The following is a 26,950-nucleotide window of genomic DNA, read 5'->3' as shown; positions in this document are numbered from 1 at the left end:
GGCGACGAAAAAGCTGGATATGCAAAGTTTGAGGGAGGAAACATGAAGCCTACAGTTCACGATATTGCCGAGCGGGCGGGCGTTAGTCTCGCCACCATCGACCGGGTGCTGAACATGCGCCCCGGCGTCCATGCGGCCACCCGCGCACGCGTGGAGGCGGCGATTGCCGAGCTTGGTTATGTGCGCGATATCGCGGCCGCCAACCTTGCCAAGGGCCGCAATTATTCACTGGTCTTCATCCTTCCCGGCAACGACAATTCCTTCATGGCGACGCTGCGTGCCGAGGTGCGGGCCGCAGCCGCCCGCGCCCATCTGGAGCGCACGGCAATCCGCATCATCGAGGTGCCGCCCTTCAATGCCGCGGCGCTGACTGAGGCGCTGGAAGTCGCGCGGCGGGAAAGGCCGTCCGGCGTCGCTTTCGTCGCCATCGATTCGGAAGATGTGGCTGAGGCCGCCGACCGGCTGGCCGAAGACGGCATCGCCACCGTCACGCTGGTGTCCGATCTCTCCGGTTCGCGACGCGACCATTATGCCGGTGTCGACAACGTTGCGGCCGGGCGCACGGCGGCGAGCCTCATGGGCCGTTTCCTGTCGGCGCGCGGCGGCGATATCGCGGTTGTCGCCGGTTCCATGCTGGTGCGCGACCATCGCGAGCGCCTCGACGGCTTCCGCTCCGTTATCGAAAACGAATTTCCGGACCTGCGGCTTTTGCCCGTCCTCGAAGGCCGGGACGATCCCGTCACCGTCGAGGCGCTGGTCGCCAAGGCACTGGGCAACGCTGCGCTTTCCGGCATCTACAGTCTCGGCGCCGGTAATCGCGGCCTCATCCGGGCGCTGAGGACTTCATCCGGTGAAAAGCCGATTTCCGTCATTGCCCATGAACTGACCGAGAACACCGCCAATGCGCTCCGGGAAGGGGTGCTTGATGCCGTACTCAATCAGGATGCCGGCCATGAGGTGCGCAGCGCCATCCGCGTGCTGAAAGCGCGCGCCGATGGCCTCGCCGTCATCGCCGCGCAGGAGCGTATCCGTATCGACATATTCCTCAGGGACAATCTGCCCTGAGACAAGCCTGCTGAAGTGGCGCATGGAGCGCCGGAATGGAGAATTACATGTATCTCGGTCTCGATCTTGGAACATCCGGCGTCAAAGCCCTGCTGATGGACGGCGACCAGAAGATCGTCGGCTCGGCCAACGGCTCGCTGGAAGTCTCGCGTCCGCATCATGGCTGGTCGGAACAGGACCCGGCTGACTGGATTGCCGCCACGCAGACCGCAATTGCCGGACTGAAGCAGAAGTTCCCCAAGGAGCTTGCTGCCGTGAAGGGCATCGGCCTTTCCGGCCAGATGCATGGCGCGACGCTGATCGACGCTGCCGGCAAGGTGCTGCGCCCGTGCATTCTCTGGAACGATACGCGCTCTTATGCGGAAGCTGCAGCGCTGGACGCCGATCCGCGCTTCCGCAAACTCACCGGCAACATCGTGTTCCCCGGCTTCACCGCGCCGAAACTCGCCTGGGTGGCCAAGAACGAACCTGATGTATTCGCCAAGGTCGCCAAGGTGCTGTTACCGAAGGATTATCTGCGGTTGTGGCTGACCGGCGAATATATCTCGGAGATGTCGGACTCCGCCGGCACCTCCTGGCTCGATACCGGCGCGCGCAAATGGTCGGCCGAGCTTCTGGCCGCGACCGGCCTTGACGAAAAACACATGCCGTCGCTGGTGGAAGGCACTGACGAGGCAGGCGTGCTGCGTGCCGAACTGGCCGCCGAATGGGGCATAACGGGCAGGACAGTGGTTGCTGGCGGTGCCGGCGACAATGCCGCTTCCGCCTGCGGCATGGGTACGGTGAAGGAAGGCCACGCCTTCGTTTCTCTCGGCACGTCAGGCGTGCTTTTTGCCGCCAACGCTTCCTATCTGCCGAAGCCGGAAAGCGCCGTGCATGCTTTCTGCCACGCGCTGCCCAACACCTGGCACCAGATGGGTGTCATCCTTTCCGCCACCGATGCGCTCAACTGGTATTCGCGCCTTACCGGCAAATCCGCTGCCGAACTGACCGGCGAACTCGGCGATGAACTGCTGGCGCCGAGCGGTGTGACGTTCGCGCCCTATCTTTCGGGCGAGCGCACACCGCATAATGACGCGGCCATTCGCGGCTCCTTCATCGGCCTTTCCCATGAAAGCGACCGCAAGGCGCTGACGCAGGCGGTGCTGGAAGGCGTCACCTTTGCAATCCGCGACAATCTCGAAGCGTTGAAATCGGCCGGCACCTCCATTTCCCGCGTCACCGCCATCGGCGGTGGCTCGCGCTCGGCCTATTGGCTGGCCTCGATTGCGACTTCGCTCGGCGTGCCGGTGGATATTCCGGCGGAAGGTGATTTTGGTGCTGCCTTCGGCGCCGCCCGCCTCGGCCTCATCGCCGCAACGGGGGCTGATCCGGTTGCGGTGTGCACGCAGCCGGAAACGGCGCGCACCATCGAGCCGGTGGCGGCGCTTGGTGATGCCTATGAGGCCGCCTATCGGCGTTACCACGCGCTTTATCCGGCCATTCGGCCGCTTTCACATTGAGGTTTTGCGTGCGCCGTTCACCCCCCTCTACCCTGCCGGGCATCTCCCCCACAAGGGGGGAGATCGACAAGCGGCTACGTCACGTCCTCCTGTGAGGTCGCGGTCGAAGCGATTGAGCGCATCTTGCTGATCTCCCTCCTTGTGGGGGAGATGTCCGGCAGGACAGAGGGGGGGTAAGCGGCCCGCGCAGACCTCGAATTTTTGAACACCACCTAAACCCATCCCAGAGGAGGACCACCCATGAGTACAGGTTTTTTCGGCGATATCGCCAAGATCAAATATGAAGGCCCAGAAAGCACCAACCCGCTTGCCTTCCGCCATTATAACCCTGATGAGATCGTGGCCGGAAAGCGCATGGAGGAACACCTCCGCTTTGCCGTGGCTTATTGGCACACCTTCACCTGGCCGGGCGGTGACCCCTTCGGTGGGCAGACGTTCCAGCGTCCGTGGTTCGAAGACACCATGCAGGCCGCCAAGCTGAAGGCTGATGTCGCTTTCGAATTCTTCTCGCTGCTCGGTTCGCCGTTCTATTGCTTCCATGACGCGGATGTGCGCCCGGAAGGCAATAACTTTGCCGAAAACACCAAGAACCTCAACGAGATCGTCGATTATTTCGCGCAGAAGCAGGCCGATACCGGCGTGAAACTTCTGTGGGGCACGGCGAACCTGTTCTCCAACCGCCGCTTCATGTCGGGTGCCGCGACCAATCCGGACCCGGATGTCTTCGCGTTCTCGGCCGCGACGGTCAAGACCTGCATGGACGCCACCAAGAAGCTTGGCGGCGCCAACTATGTTTTGTGGGGCGGTCGTGAAGGTTACGAAACGCTGCTCAACACCGATCTTTCGCGCGAGCTGGACCAGCTTGGCCGCTTCCTCAATCTGGTGGTGGAATACAAATACAAGATCGGTTTTGAAGGCACGATCCTGATCGAGCCGAAGCCGCAGGAGCCGACCAAGCACCAGTACGACTACGATGTCGCAACCGTTTATGCCTTCCTGCAGAAGAACGGTCTCGATAAGGAAGTGAAGGTCAACATCGAGCAGGGCCACGCCATTCTCGCCGGCCACTCCTTCGAGCACGAACTGGCCATGGCGAATGCCTTCGGCATCTTCGGCTCCATCGACATGAACCGCAACGACTACCAGTCCGGCTGGGATACCGACCAGTTCCCCAACAACGTACCGGAAATGGCGCTTGCCTATTATCACGTTCTGGCCGGTGGCGGCTTCAAGAATGGCGGCACCAACTTCGACTCCAAGCTGCGTCGCCAGTCGCTCGATCCGCAGGACCTGCTGATCGGCCATATCGGCGGCATGGATTGCTGCGCCCGCGGCCTTAAGGCAGCGGCGAAGATGATCGAGGACGGCGCGCTGTCGAAGCCGCTTTCCGAGCGTTACGCTAAGTGGGATTCGGCCGAAGCCCAGAAGATGCTGCGCGGCGAGCTGAAGCTCGAAGAAATCGCAGCGCTGGTCGAACGTCAGGACATCAACCCCGAGCCGAAGTCCGGTCGTCAGGAATATCTCGAAAACGTCGTCAATCGCTACGTTTGATCGGGTCATGCGTTCTAAAAGAGAAAGCGGGGGACCATCTCCCGCTTTCGTCGTTTCGGTTTGGTTATTTTGTCTCAACATACTCGACGTCATCCTCGGGCTTGCCCCGGGGATCCATGGTTCAGCGGGTTGTGGGTCCTCGGGACAAGCCCGAGGATGACGTCGAGCGTGGAAGAGGGCAGGCGCGAGGGGCCGGATGAGGGGGCTTGTTCCCCGTTAGCCATCCAAAGGTGTGGATAATTTCTTACCGCACATCCTTCCTCTCCAGTCACTTACCGAAAAACATCTCCCCACATATCCCCGCCCACCCATTCCGCCGCATCATCTCTCCTGCAACCGGAATGGAAGGGCGATACGCGCGGCGTCTTTCGCGGACCGGTGGCCGGCATCGACAAGCATGGTTCTGGCAGACCGTGTTCCGGAAAGGCGTCCCGCAATGCCAGCAGCGGGAAGGGCCGATCCGGTAGGTGTCGTGAAAAAGCAGTCACTGACGCGACCGGCATTCCGGTCGGACAAGATGCAGCCCGGCAAATGCAAGACTTTCCACCACACATCAACTGCCACCCGCATCTGCCGGGCTGCCGTTCCTCCCGCCGCCGTGAAACCGCTGCGGTGACTTTTGTGTACCTAAAGCGCTTTGGATATCTTAACCGCTTTGCTGAAACGTTGCAGATTTTGCGCGCCGTGGCTGTACCTCATTGCCGACATGGTCTAAACCGCTCCCCATATTTTGACGCTCGATGGATGACGAAAGGGCCTCTCCGATGACCGATCATAAAGCGCTTGCAGCCCGTTTCCCCGGCGATTTCCTGTTCGGCGTTGCAACCGCCTCCTTCCAGATTGAAGGCTCCACGAAGGTTGACGGCCGCAAGCCATCCATCTGGGATGCCTTCTGCAACATGCCGGGCCATGTCTTTGGGCGCCATAATGGCGATGTTGCCTGCGACCACTATAATCGCTGGGAGGATGATCTCGATCTCATCAAGGAAATGGGTGTCGAGGCCTATCGTTTCTCCATCTCCTGGCCGCGCATCATTCCTGACGGATTCGGGCCGATCAACGAGAAGGGGCTGGATTTTTACGACCGCCTCGTTGATGGCTGCAAGGCGCGCGGCATCAAGACCTATGCGACGCTTTACCATTGGGATCTGCCGCTGACATTGATGGGCGATGGCGGCTGGGCATCGCGCTCCACCGCGCATGCCTTCCAGCGTTATGCCAAGACCGTCATGGCACGGCTGGGCGACCGGCTGGATGCTGTTGCGACCTTCAACGAGCCCTGGTGTGCGGTGTGGCTCAGCCATCTCTACGGCATTCACGCGCCGGGCGAACGCAATATGGAGGCGGCGCTTGCGGCCATGCACCACATCAATCTCGCCCACGGTTTCGGCGTTGAGGCATCACGCCACGTCGCACCCAAGGTGCCGGTCGGGCTGGTGCTGAACGCCCATTCCGTCATCCCGGCCTCCGACAGTGACGCCGACCTCAAGGCCGCCGAGCGGGCATTCCAGTTCCACAACGGCGCTTTTTTCGATCCGGTCTTCAAGGGTGAATATCCGGTGGAGATGATGGAAGCGCTTGGTTCACGCATGCCGGTGGTGGAGGCAGAAGACCTGTCCATCATCAGCCAGAAGCTCGACTGGTGGGGCCTGAATTATTATACGCCGATGCGCGTTGCGGACGACGCCACCGAGGGTGCGGAATTCCCCGCCACCAAACCAGCCCCGGCCGTCAGCGATGTGAAGACCGATATCGGCTGGGAAGTCTACGCGCCGGCGCTCAAGTCGCTGGTGGAAGACCTCTACAAGCGTTACGACCTGCCGGATTGCTACATCACCGAAAACGGCGCCTGCTACAATATGGGTGTCGAAAACGGCGTGGTGGATGACCAGCCGCGGCTCGATTATTACGCCGAACATCTCGGCATCCTTGCCGATCTCATCAGGGACGGTTATCCGATGCGCGGTTATTTCGCCTGGAGCCTTATGGACAACTTCGAATGGGCCGAGGGTTACCGAATGCGCTTCGGCCTTGTGCATGTGGATTACGAAACGCAGGTCCGCACGTTGAAGAACAGTGGCAAATGGTACAGCGCGCTGGCGTCGGGTTTTCCCAAGGGCAATCACGGATCACCAAAACCGTAAGCAGGCGAAATCGGCAGTTGAGACTGCTATAAACGCATTCAACCTTTCCTCCGTCATCCTCGCCCTTGAGGCGAGGATCCACAAGCGTTGAAATTGTGGTTCTCGAGTCAAGGCTAAGGCCGCCACGGCGCAGGAAGAAAGGTTTGGAAGCATTATTATCAGTTTTCCTGACTTTTTTGCCAGTTACCCTGCGGTGACCGCTTGCGTCTGCCATCCTGTCTCCTATGTCAGGCGGGCTACGACGGCGTAGCGCCTGCCGCTGCCCCATCGGGCGGTGCGGGCTGATCCTCCCAGGGAAAACGAACATGCTTATCGAAAAACTCAACTGGCGTTATGCCACCAAGAAAATGGACCCTTCCAAGACTGTGGCGGAAGACAAGGTCGAGCGCATCGTCGAGGCGGCGCGGCTTGCGCCCACCTCCAGCGGCCTGCAGCCGTTCGAGGTGATCGTCGTCACCGATCCGGAAGTGCGCGCAAAGATCCGCGAGATCGCGTGGAACCAGGCGCAGGTCACCGAAGGTTCGCATCTTCTGGTGTTTGCGGCGTGGGATAACTACACCGAGGAGCGGATCAACCATATGTTCGATCTGGTCAACGAAGAGCGCGGCATCAAGAACGAGGGCTGGGAAGCCTATCGCAAGATGCTTCTCTCCTCCTATCCGCAGCGCGATGCGGCAGTGAATTTCGAACATGCCGCCCGTCAGGCCTATATCGGCTTTGGCATGGCTGTTGCGCAGGCGGCCTTCGAGGGCGTGGATTCCACCCCGATGGAAGGTTTCGACCCGGCAAAGCTGGATGAAATCCTCGGCCTGCGCGAAAAGGGCCTGCGCTCCGTCACCATCCTGCCGCTCGGATACCGCGAGCCGGAAGGCGACTGGCTGGTGAACCTGAAGAAGGTCCGCCGCCCGCTTGAAGAATTCGTCAGCCGCGTCTGATTTTCATACCATCGCGAAATCTTGACTGCCGCAGGGCCGCCCAGACGGCTTTGCGGTAGATTTTTTCTCTGATTTCAGATAATTGAAAAATCATCCCTGTTAAAAGGTGGCGCGTGCGGGCAAGTATGCGCCATCGAATTGCCGATCCCCGGCATTTCTGAGTGAAAGCCTGACGAAATGACCCGGAAAATCAGCTGTCATCGAATGTGCCAGAAGGCTGCATGAAGAGAGCGGTTCAGCACCGCAACAGGATTTTTTGAGACCCGATCAGTCACGCGCTTTCCCAGAGTTTTCAATGAGTTTTCAATCCAACGCGGCGTCGCCCGCGACCCGGCCACAAGCGGCCCCTGAACGGGCGGCCCCGACCAATGACCCGATGGTCACGTTCGAAGGCGTGACCAAGACCTTTGGCGGTGCCGATGGCAAGCCGGGCTTTGCAGCCCTTGCCGGCATTGATTATGTCGTGCCTAAGGGCTCCATCACCGGCATTATCGGCCGTTCGGGTGCGGGCAAATCCACCCTCATCCGCCTCGCCAACGGCCTTGAAAAACCGTCCTCCGGCCGGGTGGTCGTCGATGGCGTCGATGTCGCAGCCCTTGATGAAAAGAGCCTGCGGACCCTGCGCCGTTCCGTTGGCATGATCTTCCAGCATTTCAATCTCCTGTCGTCGCGCACCGCTTTCGACAATGTGGCGCTGCCGCTTGAAATCGCCGGTCTCGGCAAAAAGGAGATCGAGGCGAGGGTAACCCCGCTGCTCGAACTCGTCGGCCTTTCCGATAAGGCGAAGCGTTATCCGGCGGAACTGTCGGGCGGGCAGAAGCAGCGTGTCGGCATCGCCCGCGCGCTTGCCACGCAACCGAAGCTGCTGTTGTCCGACGAAGCGACTTCCGCGCTCGATCCGGAGACGACGCAATCCATCCTCGAGCTTCTGAAGCGGATCAACGCCGAACTCGGACTGACCGTGCTGCTCATCACCCACGAGATGGAAGTGGTGAAGACCATCGCCTCGCAGGTCGCCGTCATCGACAGGGGCCTGATTGTTGAGGAAGGCCGCACCTTCGATATCTTCACGGCGCCGAAACACGAGACGACCCGCAGCCTGCTGTCGTCTTCGGTCGGGGTGAAGCTGCCGCATTGGGTCACGTTCGGCCTGAAGCCGGAAGCCACGGAAGGCGACCGCGTTCTCGTGCGGCTGGTGTTCTTTGGTGAAACGGCCTTCCAGCCGTTGACTGCCCGGCTTGTCGCCGAAATCGGCCCTGACGTGAATATCCTTGCCGGCACCATTGAGGAAATCTCCGGCGAACCTTTCGGCTCGCTGGTCGTCTCCTATCCGGCGACAGCGGAAATCACCGCGCGCGCCGGACGCTTTTATACCGAAACCGGTCTTCACACGGAGGTGCTCGGTTATGTCGCCTGATATGCTTTTCAACCTTCTGTCGAAGGGCCTTCTGCAAACGCTGCACATGGTCGCGGTCGCCGGCATTGTCGGTTCTATCATCGGCGTGCCGATGGGCGTTTTCCTCGCCACCAGCGGCAAGGGCGAGCTGTTCCCCGCGCCGATGACGAACCGTATCCTCGGTCTCGTCGTTAATGCGGCGCGCTCCACGCCCTTCATCATTCTGGTGGTGGCGATCATTCCCTTCACGCGGCTGGTGGCAGGCACCTCCATCGGCACCAATGCGGCCATCGTGCCGCTGACGGTTGCCACCGTGCCCTTTATTGCGCGGCTGGTGGAGGCGGCGATCCGCGAAGTGGACAAGGGTCTGATCGAAGCCGCGCGCGCCATGGGCGCCACCCCGCTGCAGATCGTTACCAAGGTTCTGCTGGCCGAAGCAAAGCCCGGCATCACACTGGCGCTGACGCTCACGCTCGTCAGCCTCATCGGTTATTCGGCCATGGTCGGTGCTGTCGGCGGCGGCGGGCTGGGTGACCTCGGCATCCGCTACGGTTACCAGCGCTTCATGCCTGACGTGATGCTGGTCGTGGTTCTGGTGCTCATCGTGCTGGTGCAGCTGGTGCAGAGCGCCGGCGACAGGCTCGCCCGCGGCTTCGACAAGCGCACCCGCAAGAACTGACATTCGCATTCTACCCAATCAAAAAGCATACAACCCAAGGAGACACCCATGAAGAAAATCATCCTCGCGGCTTCGCTCGCCGCCCTGTTCACGGCAGGTCAGGCACTTGCTGAAACCATCAAGATCGGTGTCACGCCCGCCGAACACGCGCAGATCATGGAACAGGTCAAGAAGATCGCGGCTGCCAAGGGACTGGACCTCGATATCATCGAATTCTCCGACTATGTCGTACCGAACCAGGCGCTGAATGATGGCGAGCTTCAGGCCAATTCCTTCCAGCATCAGCCTTACCTCGACAACCAGATCGCCGACCGCAAGTTCGATCTCGTCAGCGTCGGCACCACCATCACCACCCCGATGGGTGTTTATTCGAAAAAGGTGAAGAACCTTGACGAACTGAAGGACGGCGCGACCGTCGGTATTCCGAACGACCCGACCAATGGCGGCCGTGCGCTTCTGGTTCTCGCTTCCAAGGGCGTTATCAAGGTCAAGGAAGAGGCCGGCCTGAAGGTGACGCCTGCCGACATCACCGAAAACCCGAAGAACATCCAGATCGTCGAGCTTGACGCTGCCCAGCTGCCGCGCTCGCTTGACGATACCGACGCTTCGGTCATCAACACCAACTATGCCACGGCAGCGGGCCTGAACCCCAAGAAGGATGCGATCGCCATCGAAAGCGAAAAGTCTCCTTATGCGAATGTCATCGCCGTTCGTGCACAGGACAAGGACAAGCCGTGGGTGAAGACGCTGGTTGAATCCTACCATAGCCCGGAAGTGAAGGCCTTCATTCTGGAAAAGTACAACGGCACGGTCATTCCGTCCTGGTAATCAGGCCGTCCCGGTAATCTCGCCAGTCACGGCAAAAGCTTTGGCCTCTCCCGTTCGCGGGGGAGGTTTTTTGTTTGCGGAGAGGGCGCATCCCGTCTTTCATGAAAATCCCCCACCATTTTGGGGAAGGATTTTTCGGGTTTTCACCCGGACTGTCGTTTTATACCCGTTGTTTTTTGGGGCGCTGACACAATCCAACTTAACGGCTTTTGAATGTTTCCTTCGCAAGATGATGCTTTCGAAGGGGATTTTATGCGGATTGCGCCGCGAAACATTGGGGAATATTTGCCGGTCGGGCGTAGAACCGCCGTGGGCGTCGTATTGTCCACCTTTGCGCTGGTGCTTCTCATCGTCACCGCGCTGGTTTTGTCCGCCCTCAGCCAGGTCAGGGAAAGGGCGAACTCGCTCGACAATGCCCGCTCACGCGAGACGACGGCGGGCGCTCTCGTCACCTTTCGCGACCAGCTTGGCGCGACGCTCAACGATTACGCCGCCTGGGACGATGCCGCCGAGTATGTCTATGCCCCCGACAGGTTCGACTGGGTGGCAAGCAATTATGGCGAGATGACGGTCAACAGCGATCTTTTCGATACCGCCGTCGTCATCGATGAGACCAACAAGGTCCAGATAGCCTACCAGGACGGCAAGCCGGTTACATGGAAGCCCGATGCCTATTTCGGGAGTGGCCTGAACGAGATGATCGAACGGGTGCGTTCCATGCGTCCCGGCATCACGTCGCAGGTTACGGGTTTCATCGAGACCCGTGAGGGCATCGCTGCCGCAGGCGTTGCGCTGGTGCGGCTCAAATCCGGCGAATTGCCGCCGGTGGGTTCCGAGCGGCGCTATCTGATTTTCGCCCGCCATCTCAAACAGGTGACGGTGGACAAGCTTGCCCGCAACTACGTCATAGAGGGTCTGGAACTGCAATATGGCGACGGCCCGGCGACCAACCATGTGGATATCGTCAGTCCGCTTGGCGATGTGCTGGCGCGGCTAGTCTGGCGCTCGCACCTGCCGGGAGACGTCAGCTTCCATGAGGCGCGGCCGATCGTCTTTACAGCTCTCGGCATTGCCGGCACGTTTTTTCTCGTCCTTCTCATCATCGGTTCGGCCACGCTCGACCGGCTGAAGGCCGATGAGGCGGCAGCCAGGGAAGAGGCGCTGCGCGATCGTCTGAGCGGGCTTTCCAATCGCGCCGGTCTGTTTTCCAAGCTGAACCGCATGGTCGGCAAGGCCCGACACGACAAGACCGATATCAAGCTGCTTTATCTCGATCTTGATGGCTTCAAGGAAATCAACGATGCCTACGGTCATGCTGCCGGTGACCGACTGATCAAGGGCGTGGCGGCGGCGCTCCGGGTGCTGGTGCCGGAAGATGCGGTGCTTGCGCGGCTGGGCGGCGACGAGTTCGCCATCGCCATTCAGGGCAACGACGTCTGGTCGGAGGGCCGCAAGCTTTGTCAGGCGCTGCTCGAACTGTTCACCGAGCCTTTCAGCATCGGCGAGCGGGTAGCGAGCATAGGCTGCAGTATCGGCACCTCCGTTTCCCGAGCCGGCGACATCAACGGCGAGGAACTGCTGCGCCGCGCCGATATGGCCATGTATCAGGCCAAGGAAAACGGGCGCGGGCGTTATGTCGCTTACGAACTGAAAATGGATGCGCTGCGCGAGGAAAAGCTGCAGCTCGAAGCCGATCTGCGTTATGCCATTCTGAATGACGAGATATCGGTAGTCTACCAGCCCGTCGTCAGCGCCGCCACGCGTTGCATCACCGGGGTGGAGGCGCTTGCCCGCTGGCAAAGGCCGGGATACGGCTTCGTGCCGCCGGATATCTTCATTGCGGCTGCCGAAACCAGCGGCCTTATCGACAGGCTCGGCCTTCTGGTGCTGCGCAAGGCCTGCGAGACCGCGGGACAATGGCCCTCCATCAAACTTTCCGTGAATATTTCACCCGTTCAGCTCCGCAATCCGGCATTTTCCGGCCACGTATCGGATATTCTCGCCGCCACACAGACGCCGACCGCAAGGTTGCGGCTGGAAATGACGGAGGGTTATTTCATCCAGCATCCGGAGCGGGCAAGCGCGGCGATCGACAAGCTGAAACAACTTGGCCTGCACATAGCGCTCGACGATTTCGGTGCCGGTTTCGCCAGTGTCGGATATCTGCGCCGCTTCGGTTTCGACCGCATGAAGATCGACCGGTCGCTGGTCATGGCGCTCGAGCAGGGCGGGCGGTCGCTGGAAATGCTGCAGGCAACCGTGGCGCTGGCGAAATCGCTCGGTATTCCGGTTACGGCGGAAGGCATTGAGACGGAAGAACAGGCGGCCATCCTGCATCTGTGTGGCTGCGATGAATTGCAGGGTTACCTGTTCTCAAAACCGATCGCTGCCGAAGCGATCACCGCCATGCTGGAGGAGCAGACGGCACCTCTGTTTGCGCTCCGGGCAGGGGCGTAAGCGGCCGCCGTTCAGGTCACGTACCCATAAAATCGCCTTTTTAAGTGACTGTGATCCACTCGCCGCGTCATAGGGAGTCGGTCAATTGAAGTTTTCATTCAGACGCATCTGCGCTCTTGTCGCCACGGTCAGCGTGATCGCGATTGGCGCCAATACCGCCCAGGCAGCTTCTAACGCTTTCATCCATCCGGGCGCCCTGCATAGCCAGGCCGATTTTGCGCGGATGAAAACCAGGATCGCTGAGAAAGCGCAGCCCTGGACGGATGACTGGGATGTTCTGACCAGGAACCCACATGCATCGTTGAACTGGACGCCGCATCCCGTGGAAATGCTTTACCGTGGAGCGGATGGAACCCACCCGGAAAACTATTCCGCACTGTTCAACGACACGGCAGCCGCCTATGCGCTCGCCTTGCGCTGGAAGATCAGCGGTGACGATGCCTATGCCGATAAGGCCGTTGCCATCCTTGATGCCTGGTCGACAAAACTGGTGGGAATTGGCGGCACGTCCGACAAGTTTCTTGCCTCGGGCATCTACGGTTACCAGCTTGCCGACGTGGCCGAGATCATGCGCGGCTACCAGAAATGGCCGGCCCAGAACGTCGATCGTTTCAAAGCGATGATGCTCACGGTATTTTATCCGATGAACCACGATTTTCTGGTCAGGCATAACGGCGCCAAGATCGATCACTACTGGGCCAACTGGGATCTGGCCAACATGGATTCGATGCTTGCAATCGGCATTCTCACCGACCGGCGCGACATCTACAACGAGGCGGTCGATTATTTCAAACACGGTAATGGCAATGGCGCCATCGACCATGTCGTGTGGAAACTCTATCCGGGCGGATTGGGGCAGACGCAGGAAAGCGGCCGCGATCAGGGGCACAACACACTTAATGTCGCGCTGTTAGGTGCATTCTGCCAGATGGCCTGGAACCAGCATGATGACCTCTTCGGTTACGAAGACAACCGCGTGCTGAAGGGCATCGAATACATCGCGAAATATAATCAGGGTGGTGACGTTCCCTACACGCCTTATAGCAACAGCGATGTTACCCAGAACGTCATTTCGAGCCAGGGGCGTGGCGGCGAGCGCCCGGTCTGGGAGCTGTTCTATAACCACTATGTCGTTCTGAAAGGCCTTGATGCGCCCTATCTGACGATGGCGGCCAAGGTAACGCGCCCGGAAGGCGGCGGCGGAAACTATGGCCCAAACAGCGGCGGCTTTGACCAGCTCGGTTACGGAACGCTTACCTATACTCTGAGATAGGAAAGCGTCCGTCGGCGGCTTTAACGACCCAGATGCCGCTCGCCGCGCTTCTTTGCCAGTTCGATCTGCTGCTGCCGGTCGCGGAATCGCTGGCGGTCCTCTTCCGTGCGATCATCGTAGCAGCTCGGGCAGGAAACACCTTCTTCGAACAGCGGCGATAACCTCACCTCGGGCGTGATCGGGTTGCGGCAGGCGTGGCAGAGCTTGTGGTCGCCTTCGGCAAGGCCGTGGACAACAGAGACGCGCTCGTCGAATACGAAACAGGCGCCTTCCCACAGGCTCTCCTCTTCCGGCACTTCCTCCAGATATTTGAGGATGCCGCCCTTGAGGTGATAGACTTCGTCGAAGCCCTGTTCCTTCATGAAGGCTGTGGCCTTTTCGCAGCGGATGCCACCGGTGCAATACATGGCGATCTTCGGCTTGTTATGCAGGCCGGGATTGTTTTTCACCCAGTCGGGAAACTCGCGGAAGGTCTTGGTCTTCGGGTCCACCGCGCCCTTGAAAAGGCCGATCGCGGTCTCGTAGTCGTTGCGCGTATCGATGACGATGGTATCAGGGTCGGAGATCAGCCCGTTCCAGTCACGCGGATCGACATAGGTGCCGACGATGCGGTTCGGATCGATGTCCGGCACGCCCATGGTGACGATCTCTTTCTTGAGCTTCACCTTCATGCGCACGAAAGGCATGTTCGACGCCCGGCTTTCCTTGTGCTCCAGCGCGGCGAATTCCGGCTGCGCGCGCAGGAAGGCGAGCACAGTGCGCACGCCCGCATCCGGCCCGGCAATGGTGCCGTTGATGCCTTCAGCCGCCAGCAGCAGCGTGCCCTTGACGCCGTTTTCCTGGCAGAGCTGGAACAGCTGATCGCGCAGGCTTTCAAACCGCGGCAGGCGGGCGAAATGATAAAGCGCAGCCACAAGGAAATCGCCAGTGGCTTCCGGGCGGGGGAGAATGGTGGTGTCGGTCATGGGCGCTGAAATACAGCGGCGGCGGACGCAAATCAATATTTATCCGTCGCTGCCGGTATTTTGAAAATCGTCAAGTATCGGACAAAGGGAGCAAGAGGTGGGGCGGTTCGTCACTTAAATCCGCGTTGGTTAGACCGCAAAACCCCTCTTCCGTCATCCGTGGGCTTGTCCCAAGGATCTAATCACGCCGCACAAAATCGAACCGTTGCAGATCCTCGGGACAAGCCCGAGGATGACGTCGAGTGGCGGTACGTTCCCTCCGCCGCCTTCCCGCCTACTTTGCCGCCTGTCGCCACAAAAGGCCGACGATGCGGCTTTCCGTGCCGGCGGATTCGGAGAAGACTTCGTTTGCCAGTTCAAGGCCTTCTGCGCGCAGCGTCTGCTGTCTCTGGATGATTGCATCGAGAAGCAGAGCCAGCCGCTCGCCATTGCCGAAACGCTCCGGCTCCCGATCCGCGAAGGCGGCGAGGGCGGAAAGATCGTGCTCGTGGCCGAGAATATCGACCAGCCGTTTGGTGTCGGCCCGCTTGGCGCGCATCGCCGAAGGCCAGAGGCGGCGCAGAAGGCCGAGATGCATCCAGTAGGCCTGCCCGGATTTGCGCAATTCATGGAAATGTTCGACGTCGGCCTGGTCATGGCAATCGGCCAGCGCCTGGCGTGCCCTTTTCCTCTGCTTCGCCCAGCCGGACTTCAACAGCCTCGTTGTGTTTTTCAGGTCGTCCGGCAGCGACACGGCCTTCAGCCTCTCGCGCCCTTCCTCGCAGCCGGCAATGGCGGCTGAGATGGCGTCTTCGAGACCCGCCTCATGTTCGATGGCGTGGTCGCGGCGCTTGCGCAGGATTGTCGAGATTGACCGCAGCGCCTTGCCCTGCGCAGTGGAAAGCGCAAAAGGCTCGAGATAATCCGCCGTTTCCACCAGCGCCGTCGCTTCGCGCGCAAAGGCGAGCGAGCGGGTGATATCGCGAAAGCGGGCATTTTCCTCGCGGCTGAACTCGGGCGCGGCCTGGCGGATGAGGCGGTAGAGCGCGCGCAGCCGCTTGAACCGCTTGCGGGCATCGTGCACCGCCTCATGCGAGCCGGAAGGCTGGTCGCGAAGGATCGTTATTGCGTCTTCGATCAATTCCAGCCCGGCACGGCGGATTTCATCGTCGAAGGGTTGTTTCGGATCAATCCTGAAGGGCATCCGTCAAGTCTCCGTGCGGACAGTCCATGGCGAGCGACTGGTTGGAAAAGCGCCGGTCGCCCGTAACCTCTTTGCCGAGCCAGGAGGGCAGGTCGGGATTGGCGTTTTCGTCGTCCATCTCCACCTCCGCCACGATCAGCCCCTGATATCGGCCCTCGAAAACATCGACCTCCCAGGTGAAGCCGCCATGATCGACGGTGTGGCGCGTCTTTTCGATCACCACGCCCGGCGCGCTGGCCATCAGTTCTTCCGCGTCTTCCAGTGGGATGGAATATTCATATTCGTCGCGAACAAGTGCGCTTGCGCCGATCTTGATGGTCAGTGTCGCGTCACGCCCATTGACGATCCTTACCCTGACTGAGCGATTTTCCAGCGAGGCGACATATGCCTGCCGGAAAGCCATGCTATGCGTTACTTCATTACGCCATTCACCGCCTGCAACAAGAAACTTCCGTTCAATTTCCTTGGCCATGCTGACTCCGCAAACTGGGGCGCCAGATTATCGCAAGAGGATGCTTTGAAGAAGCGAATTGATTGAAGTATCTGGATAAAAAATGGCCCCGCCATGCCTCGACATCAAAGCCGGGGCAGGCTAATCGGTAAACGGGATTTCAATCGTTTCAATCGTGTAAGGAAGCTTATCTTGGCCCAGGATTCCGAAAAACTGCTCTCCATTCTCAAACTTCAGCCGGTCGTGCCGGTGCTGATCGTGGATGATGCCGCTTCCGCCGTGCATTTGGCGCGCGCTTTGGTCGCAGGCGGCCTGAAGGCGATCGAGATCACCATGCGCACGCCGGCAGCGCTCGACGCCATCCGCGCGGTTGCAGCGGAAGTGGAAGGCGCCCATGTCGGCGCTGGCACCATCCTCAACGCGAAGGATTTCGAGGCGGCTGCCGAGGCGGGTTCCACCTTCATCGTCAGCCCCGGCATCAACAAAAGCGTGCTGGAAGCCGCACGCGCTTCCAAGGTGCCGTTGCTTCCGGGTGCCGCCACCGCAAGCGAAGTCATGGCGCTGCGTGACGAGGGTTACAAGGTGCTGAAGTTCTTCCCGGCGGAACAGGCCGGCGGCGCGCCTTACCTCAAGGCACTGTCTTCGCCGCTTGCCGGCACGCTGTTCTGCCCGACCGGCAGCGTCTCGCTCAAGAACGCCAATGATTATCTGTCGTTGCCGAACGTCGTCTGCGTTGGTGGCTCCTGGGTTGCCCCGCGCGAACTGGTGGCAACCGGTGACTGGGCCGGCATCACCAAGCTCGCTGCCGAAGCCGCCGCACTGCGCGGCTGATCTGCACGTCTTCAAACCCGTTCACGAAGGCGTGAGCGGGTTTGTCATTTGTATTCCGGCCGCGGCTTCCTATCTCCCCTGTAAATTTGACCCTTACAGGAGATTTTGATGTTCGACGCCAAGAAGCTTCTTGAACAATTCCTCGGCTCACAGGTGCCGGGCCTTTCGGGAAGCGTCCGTGACAGAGCCGGGCAGGCCGCCGATATCGCCAAAAACAATCCCCTGAAGGCCGGCGCGCTCGCCGCCGCCATTCTGGGCACCAAGACGGGCCGCAAGCTGGCCGGTAATGTCGCCACCATCGGCGGTGTCGCTGCAATCGCCGGTCTCGGTTATCTCGCTTACAAGAACTACAAATCCGGGCAGGCACCGGAAGCCGCGCCGAAACCCGAGCCGGAGCTTCTGGCCCCGCCTGCCGATTCCGCTTTTCACCCGCAATCTGCCGCCCTTTCCAACGATTTTGCGCTGAAACTCATTCAGGCGATGATTGCCGCAGCCAAGGCTGACGGCCATATCGACGAGAAGGAGCGCGCCAACATCATGGAAAAGGTGCAGATTTCCGGTCTCGATACGGAGGCCGAACGCTTCCTCGACAAGGAACTGGCCGATCCGCTCGATATCGACGCGCTGGTGGCCGCCGCCCGCACGGAAGAGCAGAAAGTGGAAATCTACACCGCCTCGCGCCTTGCCATCGAGGCCGATACGCGGGCGGAGCGCGGCTATCTCGATCTTCTTGCCGGGCGTCTGGGGTTGCCGGATGCGCTGGTTGATCACATCGAGGCGACGGTGGTTGCGGCGAAGGTTTGAGGGTTTGAGCGTGTGGCTCACCCCCTCTGCCCTGCCGGGCATCTCCCCCCTCAAGGGGGGAGATCGACCCGAGGCGATGTTTTGCCCATCTCAATGTCTGAGAATAAAGTGACGGTGGCGCTTCCTGCTGATCTCCCCCCTTGAGGGGGAGATGCCCGGCAGGGCAGAGGGGGGTAAGCCGCACCCACCAACCCGGTAGGCCACACCCACCAAGACGTAACCCCCACCCACAGACGACCGCGCAATGCCCCACTTCCCGGTTGTCATCCCGCCCTGCATGGCCTAATCCTTCTCCCAGACAATGGGGAAGAGAATGCGCGATCTGAGTGATTTTAGGGGATGTCCGGCGCCGCAGCCGGTGACGCTGAAGGGCCGTTACGTTACGGCGGAGCCGTTTGATCGCGGTAGACATCTTGAAAGGCTCTGGACCGCCCTTGGCGGCGAGGGGACGAATGCGCTTCTTAAATATTTCCCGCTGAGCAGCTTTGCCGATGCCGACGCCTTTGGCGACTGGCTGGTGGGTGCCGGGCAGAAGCTCAACTGGGTGACGTTGGTCTTCGTTGAAAACGCCACCGGCGATATTGTCGGCATGGCGAGCTACATGCGGCCTGATCCCGCCAACGGTGTGGTCGAGGTTGGTTCCGTTGCCCATGGCGCCAAGATGAAGCGCTCGCCGCTTTCGACCGAAGCGCATTACCTGATGGCGAAACATGTTTTCGAGGATCTGGGTTACCGCCGCTACGAGTGGAAATGCCACAATGAAAACGAGCCCTCCAAGATCACGGCGAAACGTTATGGTTTCACCTTCGAGGGCGTCTTCCGCCAGCACATGATCTCGAAGGGCCAGAACCGCGATACGGCGTGGTTTTCCATGATCGACGGCGAATGGCCTTTGATCGGCAAGGCGTTTGAAATCTGGCTGTCGCCGGAGAATTTCGGCGCCGATGGCGCGCAGAAGCGCAAGCTTGAGGATATCCGCGCGGAGCTTGCCGATGCCCGCGCCTGAAAAGCCAGCACCTGAAAAGCCGACGTCCGGGAAGAAGGACCTGTCGCCGGCCATTGCCGCCGTCGCCATCATCATCGGCTTCGGTCTGGTGTTTTACATCATGCCGAAAATCATGCTGTGGCTGGGGAATTATTCGCCCTGGCTTGCGGCGGCTTTCGGCTCTGTCGTGGTGTTGTGCTTTTTCCTGCTGTTCTGGCTGCGCGCCCGTTATCAGCGCCGCCGCGACGGTTAGAACTGAAGCGACGCACCAAGCAGCATCAGGCCCATCAGCAGCACGAACAGCGCACCGGCGATCTCGATCGCGTGGCTGATGCCCGCCGCCTTGCGGCTTCCGGGGCCGGCGAAGCGCACGGCAAGACCCTTGGCCGAGACGGCCATGATGGCAAGCAGGGAGACGGTGATGGCGGTGCCGAGCGACATGGCGAGCACCGAGAGCACGCCGCCGAGAAAAATTCCATTCAAAAGTGCAAAGCTCATGACGATGATGGCGCCGGAGCAGGGCCGGAGGCCAACCGCGATGATGGCCGACCATGCTTCGTGCAGGCTGAAATTTTTGCCCTTCAGCAGTTGCGGATCCGGCGCATGCGATTTTCCGCAGGAGACGCAAAGGTCGCCCGTTCCATTATGGTCGTGGTCGGCAAAAACCGGTTTGCCCTGAAACCTCAGCCCCGTGCCCATGCCGGTGGTTCTGACCGCTGTGGCTTCTCCTGTCGTTGCGAAGACGGCAACCGGCACACGCCGGATGCGCAACGACCAGAGCTTGCGCAGCAGAAGCCATGCGCCGAACAGCGCCACCATGGCGAAACTGGCAATCTCCATCGCCTGCGTGGCCTTTGTCATGGTGATGGAGGTGCCGCGCAACACGAGCCAGGCCGCGGCAACGAGGCCGATGGCCATTGCGCCCTGAATGAGTGCGGAAATGAAGGAAATGAGAATGCCGCGTTTCAGCTGCGTTTCATTGGCGATCATGTAGGAGGAGATGACCGCCTTGCCGTGGCCGGGGCCAGCGGCATGGAAGACGCCATAAGCGAAGGAAAGGCCGACCAGCGATGCCATCGCCCAGTTGTCCTCGCGCATGGCTTTCAGGGCGCCGGTCAGCGCCCGGTAGAACATCTGCTGGTGCACGTTGATCCATTGCATCAGCGGTGCGAATGGTCCGCCAATGACGAAGGACGGCTCGGCCGAGCCGATGCCGAGCGGTGATTGCGCGTGGGCAGCGCCCGCCACGGTCAGCAGGCAGAGTGCGGCGATGGTCAGATGTTCGGCCAGTCGGCCGGAGCGGTTCAGCATGTCACCTCCAGCCGGGTGGCGAAGAGCTTGGTCATGTCGGTGCCGGTCGGGTCGTTGAAGAAGGCGTCGGTGAGCGAGGTCTGGTTTTGCGAGATCACTTCGTCCGGGTCGGGGCGCACGACATGGTGCTTGCAGGCGGCGAGATCCTTGCCGACGGTCGCCAGATCGCCGTCTTTCGCAAAATCGATTGCCGTATACATGGTCGGATCCCACGCGCCGAAGCTCAATTTGCCCTTGATGGAAAGCGGCGTGGTTGGCTTGACGGAAAAGAACATCAGGATCTGCTTGTCCTTGTAGTCCACATGAATGGTGTCCGGCTTTGCGAAATCCACCTGTTTTCCGTTGGCGGTGATGAAGGTGTAATAGGAATATTCGGCCAGTGAATCCCGCACGGTATTGCCGATTTCGGCGAGCTCGGTCTTGTCGAGCTTCAGATCGCCGTTCTTGTCGTAATCCATCACCACACTTGCCGAGAACATTTCGTCGAACCGCCAGATGTTGCGCACCTCCTGGATGGTGCCGTTCGGCCCCTCGACGATTTCCATGCGTGCTTCGGCGAAGATATGCGGATGTGCCGCAGCGGCAACGGGAATGGAGGTCAGGCCAGCCGCAAGGAGCAAAAGTCGTCTGTTCATTATCCGGTCTGTCCTGCCTTCGAATCTCGAAGGCCCGATCCTAGCAGAAATTGGGACCGAATTTCGACCTGATGCCCGCTTTCGTAATGGCGCTGGGTGTTTCAGAAGGTGCCGGTGAAACGCGAGGTGACGCTGGAGCCGCTATAGGCGAGGTCGGCGTCACGCTCGCCATGCAAAAGGCGGTTGAATTCCACCTCCAGCTTGCTGTTCTTGCCGGTATCGAAGGACAGGGTGGCCACCAGCCTGCGCTCGCTGGTATCGTAATTGTAATAGATCCAGTCCTTGTGGACACGCTGCAGCGCAAGGTCCAGCCCGACCTTGTCGGTGAGCTTGCTTTTCACCACGAACTGCCAGCGACGGTGGAACTCGGCAATGGGGTCATCGGGGTCGAAAAGCGCATAATCCTGCGAGAAGCCCGCGCCGAAGGCGATGCGGTCGGTGGCCTTCACCTCGGCCTCTGCCCTGAGATAGGGTCGGGTGCGCTTCACCTTGTCGCTGATCTCGTCGCCGGAAATGGTCGTCAGGCCCGCTTCGGCCAGAACAGCGAAACGTTCGGAGAACTTGTAGCCGTAGGCAATTGAGCCGCGCAACGTACTGGCGGGGAAACGCTCGTATTTCACCTGCTGGCTTTCCGGCACGACGACGCGGTCATAGGCGATTGTCAGCCCGGCCTCGCCGCCGGCCAGCGGCCGCACATGTTCTGCCTTCAGCGATAAAAGCGCTTCATTGGCCTCCAGTCGGGTGGGCTCGAAATAGGCCGGACGGAAACGCGCCTTGCCTTTCATCAGGCTGGCATAGCTCGCCGTCAGCGTGTTCTTACCACCAAGAGCAAGGATGCCGAGCTGGGTCGATGCCTCCAGCTTGTGGTCCAGCCGCCGGTAGCCGATGTCTTCTTCCGGCAGATGCAGGAAGATATCACCGGCATCGCTGCGTGTGCCACGCAGTTCCACGGCCCATTCCAGCCGTTCCGACAGGCGCGTGGTCAACCCCAGGCTGGCAATGGTGTTGTGTTCATTGGCAAAACGGTAACGGGGGAGGCGAACCTCCTCGTGATCGAGCGAATAACGCAGCTCCGCGCCATCAAGTACGAATTTTCCATTAAGCCCGAAGCCGGCGCGCAGCGAAATTGCGTTCAGGCGGTTGGTATCGCCGAAATAATTGGTGTCGTAGCCAATGCCGGTCTTGTAGGTGATATTGTGTTCATCGGCGCTTTCCGCCGCCCGCGCAGCAGAGGCGCAGGCAAGCCCAAGAACAAGCGCGATGTATCCCCCCAGCCGCATTCGCATCTCCGGTTGCTAATTAAGCAATATCTTATAGTTGGATGGTTAACAAAGTTTCAGGGCGAATTTTACTGTGGCTATGGGAAGTCATGGCGCATTTCGTGAAGTTTCCGTGGGAACTGGATTGTGCCAATTACGTAAAATTTTATTAAAATCACCAGTATTAGCGTTAATTGTTTATTGTAATATTAGGCTTTGCTTGAATTAGAATCCTCTAAATATACAGTTCGACTACGCCAGAGGGCGTGATCAAACATAAGAGGAGAGAGAAATGATTGCTAAGTTTGCTTGCATAGCCGCTGTTCTTACTGTCGCTTCCGTTGGTCAGGCCAATGCTGGCGGTCTTCTGGGCGGCATCCTGTCCGGAAACAGCAACAAGGGCGGCGCACTCGTCGTCGTGTCGCCGAGCATCGATCTGGGTGTCAGCGGTATCCTGTCCAATAACGGGATTCTGAACGGCAACAAGACCGGTATCCTGAACGGGCTCCTGAACGGCAACAAGACCTCCGTCGATGTCATCGACAACAAGAATGACGGCGGCAAGAAGCGCCGCCACTAATCGTCCGGATCGGAGATCGACAGGGATTTCTGACGGAAACGATGCGCGTAGGATATAAGTAGGGAGCAGTCCTCCAGCTACCGCGTGTATGACACACGGTGCTCCCGGCCAGAACAAACGGCGCATCGCACGACTGAAAGGGGGTCATTGGGCCCCCTTTTTTTGTTTCGCCTTCTCGGGAAATCAAACTGCGAGCAGGCTTGAATAGCAGGCCGTTTTGGTGTGATGGTGGGTTTCACGTCCTCCCAGCCTACAGTCGATTCCCCATGTTGCAGAAACACGCTTCGCCGGGCGTTTTTGATCGCCAGGCTTATATGATCGCTGTGCTGGTCTTCATTGCCGGCGGCACGAATGCGGCTGTTGTGCCGTTTATCGGGTTTTATATCATCCAGGTGCTCGGCCATCCGCCGGCAACGCTCGGTCTTTACAGCGTGACGGCGATGGTGGCCTCGATTGTCGCCAGCCGTATATATGGCGAGCGTGTTGACGCAGGTGTGCGGGTGCGACCACTGTTGCTGCTCTCCGTGCTCGGGGCTTTTGTCGCGGCGACGGCGGCGACCTTCGGGCATCTGGCGCTGCTGGTGGCGGTAACGGCGACCGGCATGGGGCTTTCCAATGCCGCCAGTACCCTCATCTTCAGTTACGGCCGGTATTACGGCCGGGTGAAGGCACTGGATGCGCCTGCCTATAACGCCTTTCTGCGAACGATGGTCTCGTTGGCGTGGATGCTGCTTCCGGCTGCCGCTTATCTGATCCTCGATCTTGCCGGTGCGAAGGCCGTGTTCCTGAATGCCATGCTGATGGCGGCGATCTGGGGCGGGCTTGCGCTTGCCATCGTGCCGCGCGGCCAGACTTGCCCGATGGAGCGGCGGGCAGACGGCGACACCGATACGCGGCCCAACCTGCCGCTGCTGATGGCGGCGGCGGCCAGCTTCTGCATGTCATTTGCCCATGCCCTGTGTGCCTCGGCCCTGCCGGTGTTTCTGGTGCGCGAGGTAGGCCTGCCGGATTATGTGCCGGGCCTGTCGCTCAGCGTTAAATGCGCCATGGAGGTTCTGCTGATCCTGCTTGCGCCACGGATCATGCGCCGGGTCAGCGCCCGTATCCTTCTGTGCGTCTCGGCGGTGATGGCGATCATTGCCTTCAACATCATCGCCTCGGTCCAGACCCTTCCGGCCATGCTGGTCGGTGCGGCTATGGAAGGCGCCTATTACGGGCTTTGCGCCGGCACCTGCCTCACCTTCGTGCAGGGTTTCGCGCGCGGCCGCACGGCGCGGGCCACCGCGCTCTACATGAATTCCATCTTCCTTGCCGGGCTGTTTGCGGTGCCGCTGATGGGGTTCGTATCGCAATATGCGAGCTTCGGCACCTCGATCCGGCTTGCTTCGGTTGGTGCCGGTGCGGCACTGTTGCTGCTGTTCCTGACGCGGCGTCAGGTGAGCGAACAGGGGGCGTAAAAGCTCCGAAGTTTTGCGTCCGGTGCGGACACCCACCAGCCCTCATTCCTGTGCTTGTCACAGGAATCCAGTCGACGCGCGTCTGCGTGGCGGAAAGAGTCCTTTTCAGCCCAAGGACTTGGGCTGGCTAGATTCCTGTGACGAGCACAGGAATGAGGGCGGAGATTGACCGGTATCGAGCCGTCCGTCGAAACCGGACGTGCGCCCGTCGCGGTCCTTACGCCGAAATGTCGATAATCCCGCAATCACCCGCTTCCGAGGCGAAGGCGAGCAGTTTGCCGGTGGCGCTCCAGTCCATGCCGGTGATGGCGCCCTTGCCGGGGCGGCGGAGCAGGGCTTCCTTGCCGTCTGCAAGGCGCACGCCGAGGATCATGCCGTCAATGAAGCCGATGGCCAGCACGTCTTCCACCGGGTGGAAGGCGACGTTGGTGACCATGATGTTGGCGCGGCTGCCAAGTTCCTCGGGCGCCTTGCCCATCGGGCCGTCCTTGCCGGCGAAAGGCCAGACGATGGCGGCGGGGGCGCCGGAAGAGGCGAGCCACTTGCCCTTCACCGACCAGGAGATGGATTTCACCTTGGCGGGATAACCCGTCATGCGCATGTGGCGGGCCTCCATGCCGCCCTTGGTCGCTTCCATCTTCCAGCCATGCAGGGCATTTTCCTGCATGGTGGTAACGAGGAACTTACCGTCAGGCGAGAAGGTGACGCCGGTATGCGCGCCCTTCCATTCCAGATCCACCGGATCACCCGCACTCGCCACCCAATGCAGCGTCACGCCGTTATAACGTGCAACCGCGATGCGCAGGCCCTTGGGCGCGAAGGCGATTGCCTCCACCGTGCGTTCTTCCTTGAATTCCTTCACCGTACCATCGGACAGTCGCACGAAGCTGGACTTGCCGACGCCATAAGCGACCGCCTTCTGCGGCCCGCCGGCAACGACGCCGATCCATTTGCGCGGCACGTTTGCCAGCTCGCTGATGCTGCCATCATGGCCGATGCGCAGCACGCGCCCGTCTTCGCCGCCGGAAAGCAGCGTGGCGCTGTAGGGATCGCGAATGCAGGTCAGCAGCCCCTCATGCGCCTGCGTTACCTTCTCGCCGCCATCCAGCCGGTGGATGGTGCCGGCGGCGGTGGCAAACAGGGGAATGTCGCCGAGAAAATGGGTCGAGACCACGTGGCCTTCGATATCAAGCGGGGCAACAGTCGGCATGGGGCATCGGTCTTTCGTATGTGCGTTTTTCGTTTGGTGGATTTCGGTCGCTGACCAAGGTCGGGAAGACCCGTTGGTGCGGTTTCAACCCGGGGCGTCATGGTCGGTCCCCGGGGCAGACCCGCGGATAATCCAACCATCCATATGCTGGCGGTAATGGGTCCCCGGGTCAAGCCCGAGGATGACGTCGAGAGTGAGGAAGGGCACCAAAAACGCCAGGAGCGGCGCGGTGCCCCGTCAGAGGCGTCAAGCCGTAGCAAGGCAGGCGTTGAAGCTCTTTTCCAGCTTTTCGCGGTCGAGTTCGCGGCCGATGAAGACGAGGCGGCTTTCGCGCTTTTCGTCTTCCTTCCACGGGCGCTGGTGATCACCCTCGATGATCATGTGCACGCCCTGCACCACGTAACGTTCCGCATCGCCCTTGAAGGCGATGATGCCCTTGAGGCGCAGGATGTTCGGGCCGTCGGTCTGCGTCACCTTCTGGATCCACGGGAAGAACCGCTCGGGGTTCATCTCGCCACCGCGCAGCGACACCGACTGCACCGTCACATCATGAATCGGGGAGGCCGCGCCATGGTTGTGGTGATCGTGGCCGTGGTCATGATCGTGGTGCGCGTGATCATGGTCGTGATGATGGTGGTCATGGCCATGGTCATGATGGTGGTGATCGCAATCGGGGCCGCAGGCGTGATCCTCGTGGCCGTGCTCGAGGAAATGCGGATCGTTTTCGAGCGCACGTTCCAGATTGAAGGCGCCTTGGTCGAGAACGCGGGCGAGATCGACGCCGGAACGGGTGGTCTTGTAGATGCGCGCGGAAGGATTGATGGCGCGCACGATATCCTCGATGCGAGCGACTTCTTCCGGCGAAACGAGATCGGTCTTGTTGACGATCACGACATCGGCAAAGGCGATCTGGTCTTCGGCCTCGCGGCTGTCCTTCAGGCGCAGCGGCAGGTGTTTGGCGTCGACCAGCGCGACCACGGCATCAAGCTCGGTCTTGGCGCGTACATCGTCATCCATGAAGAAGGTCTGGGCAACGGGAACCGGGTCGGCAAGGCCGGTGGTCTCGACGATGATGCCGTCGAATCGACCGGGCCGGCGCATCAGGCCTTCGACCACGCGGATCAAATCGCCGCGCACCGTGCAGCAGACGCAGCCATTGTTCATTTCGTAGATTTCTTCGTCGGATTCGACGATCAGATCGTTGTCGATGCCGATCTCGCCGAATTCGTTGACGATGACAGCGTATTTCTTGCCGTGGTTCTCGGACAGGATACGGTTGAGAAGCGTCGTCTTGCCGGCGCCGAGATATCCCGTCAGGACGGTGACTGGAATGGGCTTGACTGGTGCTGTTTCGGTCATGGAAACCTCGTGTGGAAAAAGGCCGTTTGAGGCCTCGAGAAAGAAGTGTCGACGTCCATATAGGCGCGACGTTCGGGCAGTTCAAAGGGA

At 60.3% G+C, this 26,950-nt stretch carries 25 protein-coding genes; 17 read left to right on the top strand and 8 right to left on the bottom strand.

Features of this window, described 5'->3' with window-relative positions; all coding sequences use genetic code 11:
- The first annotated feature begins 42 nt into the window (after positions 1–42).
- The 11 genes from RBH10_RS01110 (at position 43) to RBH10_RS01060 (ending at position 13,830) form a co-directional block, all read left to right on the top strand.
- Positions 43–1,065, top strand: a complete 1,023-nt coding sequence (locus RBH10_RS01110) for a LacI family DNA-binding transcriptional regulator (protein WP_281039303.1) — start codon at positions 43–45, stop codon at positions 1,063–1,065.
- Positions 1,066–1,112: 47 nt separating this feature from the next.
- Positions 1,113–2,567, top strand: coding sequence for a xylulokinase (gene xylB / locus RBH10_RS01105; protein ID WP_281039328.1), 1,455 nt, complete (start codon positions 1,113–1,115; stop codon positions 2,565–2,567).
- A 240-nt stretch (positions 2,568–2,807) separates the two neighbouring features.
- Entirely contained in the window at positions 2,808–4,118 is a 1,311-nt protein-coding gene (xylA, locus tag RBH10_RS01100) for a xylose isomerase (RefSeq protein WP_281039302.1), read from the top strand.
- Between the two features lie 436 nt (positions 4,119–4,554).
- Positions 4,555–4,734 (top strand): hypothetical protein, encoded by a 180-nt coding sequence (locus tag RBH10_RS01095; protein WP_306180366.1) that lies wholly within the window; start codon positions 4,555–4,557, stop codon positions 4,732–4,734.
- A gap of 148 nt (positions 4,735–4,882) precedes the next feature.
- Complete coding sequence (locus RBH10_RS01090; RefSeq protein WP_281039301.1) at positions 4,883–6,262, top strand: GH1 family beta-glucosidase; 1,380 nt, start codon at positions 4,883–4,885, stop codon at positions 6,260–6,262.
- 305 nt (positions 6,263–6,567) lie between these two features.
- On the top strand, positions 6,568–7,197 hold the full coding sequence (locus RBH10_RS01085; protein WP_045022424.1) for an NAD(P)H-dependent oxidoreductase: 630 nt from the start codon (positions 6,568–6,570) through the stop codon (positions 7,195–7,197).
- A 376-nt stretch (positions 7,198–7,573) separates the two neighbouring features.
- The gene (locus tag RBH10_RS01080; protein ID WP_372339775.1) at positions 7,574–8,614 is read left to right on the top strand and encodes a methionine ABC transporter ATP-binding protein; all 1,041 of its coding nucleotides are present in this window, start codon (positions 7,574–7,576) and stop codon (positions 8,612–8,614) included.
- The gene (locus RBH10_RS01075) at positions 8,604–9,272 is read left to right on the top strand and encodes a methionine ABC transporter permease (RefSeq protein WP_045022420.1); all 669 of its coding nucleotides are present in this window, start codon (positions 8,604–8,606) and stop codon (positions 9,270–9,272) included. The genes RBH10_RS01080 and RBH10_RS01075 overlap by 11 nt, the downstream gene beginning before the upstream one ends.
- Before the next feature lie 48 nt (positions 9,273–9,320).
- Positions 9,321–10,100: a MetQ/NlpA family ABC transporter substrate-binding protein gene (locus tag RBH10_RS01070; protein ID WP_045022419.1), complete on the top strand. Its 780-nt coding sequence runs from the start codon at positions 9,321–9,323 to the stop codon at positions 10,098–10,100.
- A 213-nt stretch (positions 10,101–10,313) separates the two neighbouring features.
- The gene (locus RBH10_RS01065) at positions 10,314–12,557 is read left to right on the top strand and encodes a bifunctional diguanylate cyclase/phosphodiesterase (protein WP_281039299.1); all 2,244 of its coding nucleotides are present in this window, start codon (positions 10,314–10,316) and stop codon (positions 12,555–12,557) included.
- An 85-nt stretch (positions 12,558–12,642) separates the two neighbouring features.
- Positions 12,643–13,830 (top strand): alginate lyase family protein, encoded by a 1,188-nt coding sequence (locus RBH10_RS01060; RefSeq protein WP_281039298.1) that lies wholly within the window; start codon positions 12,643–12,645, stop codon positions 13,828–13,830.
- A 20-nt stretch (positions 13,831–13,850) separates the two neighbouring features.
- Here the strand turns inward: RBH10_RS01060 and RBH10_RS01055 are convergent, their stop codons facing one another.
- The 3 genes from RBH10_RS01055 to RBH10_RS01045 all read right to left on the bottom strand — a co-directional run bounded on the left by RBH10_RS01055 (position 13,851) and on the right by RBH10_RS01045 (position 16,450).
- Positions 13,851–14,795: a rhodanese-related sulfurtransferase gene (locus RBH10_RS01055; protein ID WP_281039297.1), complete on the bottom strand. Its 945-nt coding sequence runs from the start codon at positions 14,793–14,795 to the stop codon at positions 13,851–13,853.
- Between the two features lie 274 nt (positions 14,796–15,069).
- Positions 15,070–15,978 carry a CHAD domain-containing protein gene (locus tag RBH10_RS01050; protein ID WP_281039296.1) on the bottom strand — a complete coding sequence of 303 codons (909 nt, stop codon included), beginning with the start codon at positions 15,976–15,978 and terminating at the stop codon, positions 15,070–15,072.
- Positions 15,962–16,450 carry a CYTH domain-containing protein gene (locus RBH10_RS01045; protein WP_045022411.1) on the bottom strand — a complete coding sequence of 163 codons (489 nt, stop codon included), beginning with the start codon at positions 16,448–16,450 and terminating at the stop codon, positions 15,962–15,964. Before RBH10_RS01045 ends, RBH10_RS01050 begins: the two co-directional genes overlap by 17 nt.
- Before the next feature lie 171 nt (positions 16,451–16,621).
- On the opposite strand from RBH10_RS01045, the gene RBH10_RS01040 reads away from it, so the two are divergent.
- From RBH10_RS01040 to RBH10_RS01025, 4 genes are all read left to right on the top strand, one after another.
- Positions 16,622–17,260: a 2-dehydro-3-deoxy-phosphogluconate aldolase gene (locus RBH10_RS01040; protein WP_045022410.1), complete on the top strand. Its 639-nt coding sequence runs from the start codon at positions 16,622–16,624 to the stop codon at positions 17,258–17,260.
- A 108-nt stretch (positions 17,261–17,368) separates the two neighbouring features.
- A complete protein-coding gene (locus RBH10_RS01035; protein WP_281039295.1) occupies positions 17,369–18,064 on the top strand; it encodes a tellurite resistance TerB family protein in 696 nt (231 codons plus the stop codon).
- Between the two features lie 313 nt (positions 18,065–18,377).
- The gene (locus tag RBH10_RS01030; protein ID WP_281039294.1) at positions 18,378–19,070 is read left to right on the top strand and encodes a GNAT family N-acetyltransferase; all 693 of its coding nucleotides are present in this window, start codon (positions 18,378–18,380) and stop codon (positions 19,068–19,070) included.
- A complete protein-coding gene (locus RBH10_RS01025; protein WP_281039293.1) occupies positions 19,057–19,302 on the top strand; it encodes a hypothetical protein in 246 nt (81 codons plus the stop codon). Before RBH10_RS01030 ends, RBH10_RS01025 begins: the two co-directional genes overlap by 14 nt.
- Here the strand turns inward: RBH10_RS01025 and RBH10_RS01020 are convergent.
- From RBH10_RS01020 to RBH10_RS01010, 3 genes are all read right to left on the bottom strand, one after another.
- Positions 19,299–20,360 carry a nickel/cobalt transporter gene (locus RBH10_RS01020; RefSeq protein ID WP_281039292.1) on the bottom strand — a complete coding sequence of 354 codons (1,062 nt, stop codon included), beginning with the start codon at positions 20,358–20,360 and terminating at the stop codon, positions 19,299–19,301. The two genes, RBH10_RS01025 and RBH10_RS01020, sit on opposite strands and share 4 nt — an antisense overlap.
- Positions 20,354–20,995, bottom strand: a complete 642-nt coding sequence (locus RBH10_RS01015; protein ID WP_281039291.1) for a DUF1007 family protein — start codon at positions 20,993–20,995, stop codon at positions 20,354–20,356. The genes RBH10_RS01020 and RBH10_RS01015 overlap by 7 nt, the downstream gene beginning before the upstream one ends.
- Before the next feature lie 101 nt (positions 20,996–21,096).
- Positions 21,097–22,275: a hypothetical protein gene (locus RBH10_RS01010; RefSeq protein ID WP_281039290.1), complete on the bottom strand. Its 1,179-nt coding sequence runs from the start codon at positions 22,273–22,275 to the stop codon at positions 21,097–21,099.
- 271 nt (positions 22,276–22,546) lie between these two features.
- Here RBH10_RS01010 and RBH10_RS01005 point away from each other — a divergent pair, with 271 nt between their 5' ends.
- Entirely contained in the window at positions 22,547–22,834 is a 288-nt protein-coding gene (locus tag RBH10_RS01005) for a hypothetical protein (RefSeq protein WP_004430950.1), read from the top strand.
- A gap of 266 nt (positions 22,835–23,100) precedes the next feature.
- Positions 23,101–24,291: an MFS transporter gene (locus tag RBH10_RS01000; protein ID WP_281039289.1), complete on the top strand. Its 1,191-nt coding sequence runs from the start codon at positions 23,101–23,103 to the stop codon at positions 24,289–24,291.
- Between the two features lie 217 nt (positions 24,292–24,508).
- Here RBH10_RS01000 and RBH10_RS00995 read toward each other — a convergent pair whose 3' ends face one another.
- Both RBH10_RS00995 and RBH10_RS00990 read right to left on the bottom strand, forming a co-directional pair.
- Positions 24,509–25,501, bottom strand: a complete 993-nt coding sequence (locus tag RBH10_RS00995) for a WD40 repeat domain-containing protein (RefSeq protein WP_045022395.1) — start codon at positions 25,499–25,501, stop codon at positions 24,509–24,511.
- A gap of 246 nt (positions 25,502–25,747) precedes the next feature.
- The gene (locus tag RBH10_RS00990) at positions 25,748–26,860 is read right to left on the bottom strand and encodes a GTP-binding protein (RefSeq protein ID WP_281039288.1); all 1,113 of its coding nucleotides are present in this window, start codon (positions 26,858–26,860) and stop codon (positions 25,748–25,750) included.
- Positions 26,861–26,950: the final 90 nt, after the last annotated feature.

The sequence above is a fragment of the Rhizobium sp. AN73 genome (assembly GCF_030757975.1).
Taxonomy (GTDB): domain Bacteria; phylum Pseudomonadota; class Alphaproteobacteria; order Rhizobiales; family Rhizobiaceae; genus Agrobacterium; species Agrobacterium arsenijevicii.
Note: the sequence above shows the minus strand (reverse complement) of the source record. Positions and strands in the feature narration are given on the sequence as shown.

Coding starts and splice junctions, on each gene's coding strand:
- RBH10_RS01110 (WP_281039303.1), top strand. CDS start 43: ATGAAGCCTACAGTTCACGATATTGCCGAGCGGGCGGGCGTTAGTCTC.
- xylB (WP_281039328.1), top strand. CDS start 1,113: ATGTATCTCGGTCTCGATCTTGGAACATCCGGCGTCAAAGCCCTGCTG.
- xylA (WP_281039302.1), top strand. CDS start 2,808: ATGAGTACAGGTTTTTTCGGCGATATCGCCAAGATCAAATATGAAGGC.
- RBH10_RS01095 (WP_306180366.1), top strand. CDS start 4,555: ATGCCAGCAGCGGGAAGGGCCGATCCGGTAGGTGTCGTGAAAAAGCAG.
- RBH10_RS01090 (WP_281039301.1), top strand. CDS start 4,883: ATGACCGATCATAAAGCGCTTGCAGCCCGTTTCCCCGGCGATTTCCTG.
- RBH10_RS01085 (WP_045022424.1), top strand. CDS start 6,568: ATGCTTATCGAAAAACTCAACTGGCGTTATGCCACCAAGAAAATGGAC.
- RBH10_RS01080 (WP_372339775.1), top strand. CDS start 7,574: ATGGTCACGTTCGAAGGCGTGACCAAGACCTTTGGCGGTGCCGATGGC.
- RBH10_RS01075 (WP_045022420.1), top strand. CDS start 8,604: ATGTCGCCTGATATGCTTTTCAACCTTCTGTCGAAGGGCCTTCTGCAA.
- RBH10_RS01070 (WP_045022419.1), top strand. CDS start 9,321: ATGAAGAAAATCATCCTCGCGGCTTCGCTCGCCGCCCTGTTCACGGCA.
- RBH10_RS01065 (WP_281039299.1), top strand. CDS start 10,314: ATGTTTCCTTCGCAAGATGATGCTTTCGAAGGGGATTTTATGCGGATT.
- RBH10_RS01055 (WP_281039297.1), bottom strand. CDS start 14,795: ATGACCGACACCACCATTCTCCCCCGCCCGGAAGCCACTGGCGATTTC.
- RBH10_RS01050 (WP_281039296.1), bottom strand. CDS start 15,978: ATGCCCTTCAGGATTGATCCGAAACAACCCTTCGACGATGAAATCCGC.
- RBH10_RS01045 (WP_045022411.1), bottom strand. CDS start 16,450: ATGGCCAAGGAAATTGAACGGAAGTTTCTTGTTGCAGGCGGTGAATGG.
- RBH10_RS01035 (WP_281039295.1), top strand. CDS start 17,369: ATGTTCGACGCCAAGAAGCTTCTTGAACAATTCCTCGGCTCACAGGTG.
- RBH10_RS01030 (WP_281039294.1), top strand. CDS start 18,378: ATGCGCGATCTGAGTGATTTTAGGGGATGTCCGGCGCCGCAGCCGGTG.
- RBH10_RS01025 (WP_281039293.1), top strand. CDS start 19,057: ATGCCCGCGCCTGAAAAGCCAGCACCTGAAAAGCCGACGTCCGGGAAG.
- RBH10_RS01020 (WP_281039292.1), bottom strand. CDS start 20,360: ATGCTGAACCGCTCCGGCCGACTGGCCGAACATCTGACCATCGCCGCA.
- RBH10_RS01015 (WP_281039291.1), bottom strand. CDS start 20,995: ATGAACAGACGACTTTTGCTCCTTGCGGCTGGCCTGACCTCCATTCCC.
- RBH10_RS01010 (WP_281039290.1), bottom strand. CDS start 22,275: ATGCGGCTGGGGGGATACATCGCGCTTGTTCTTGGGCTTGCCTGCGCC.
- RBH10_RS01005 (WP_004430950.1), top strand. CDS start 22,547: ATGATTGCTAAGTTTGCTTGCATAGCCGCTGTTCTTACTGTCGCTTCC.
- RBH10_RS01000 (WP_281039289.1), top strand. CDS start 23,101: ATGTTGCAGAAACACGCTTCGCCGGGCGTTTTTGATCGCCAGGCTTAT.
- RBH10_RS00995 (WP_045022395.1), bottom strand. CDS start 25,501: ATGCCGACTGTTGCCCCGCTTGATATCGAAGGCCACGTGGTCTCGACC.
- RBH10_RS00990 (WP_281039288.1), bottom strand. CDS start 26,860: ATGACCGAAACAGCACCAGTCAAGCCCATTCCAGTCACCGTCCTGACG.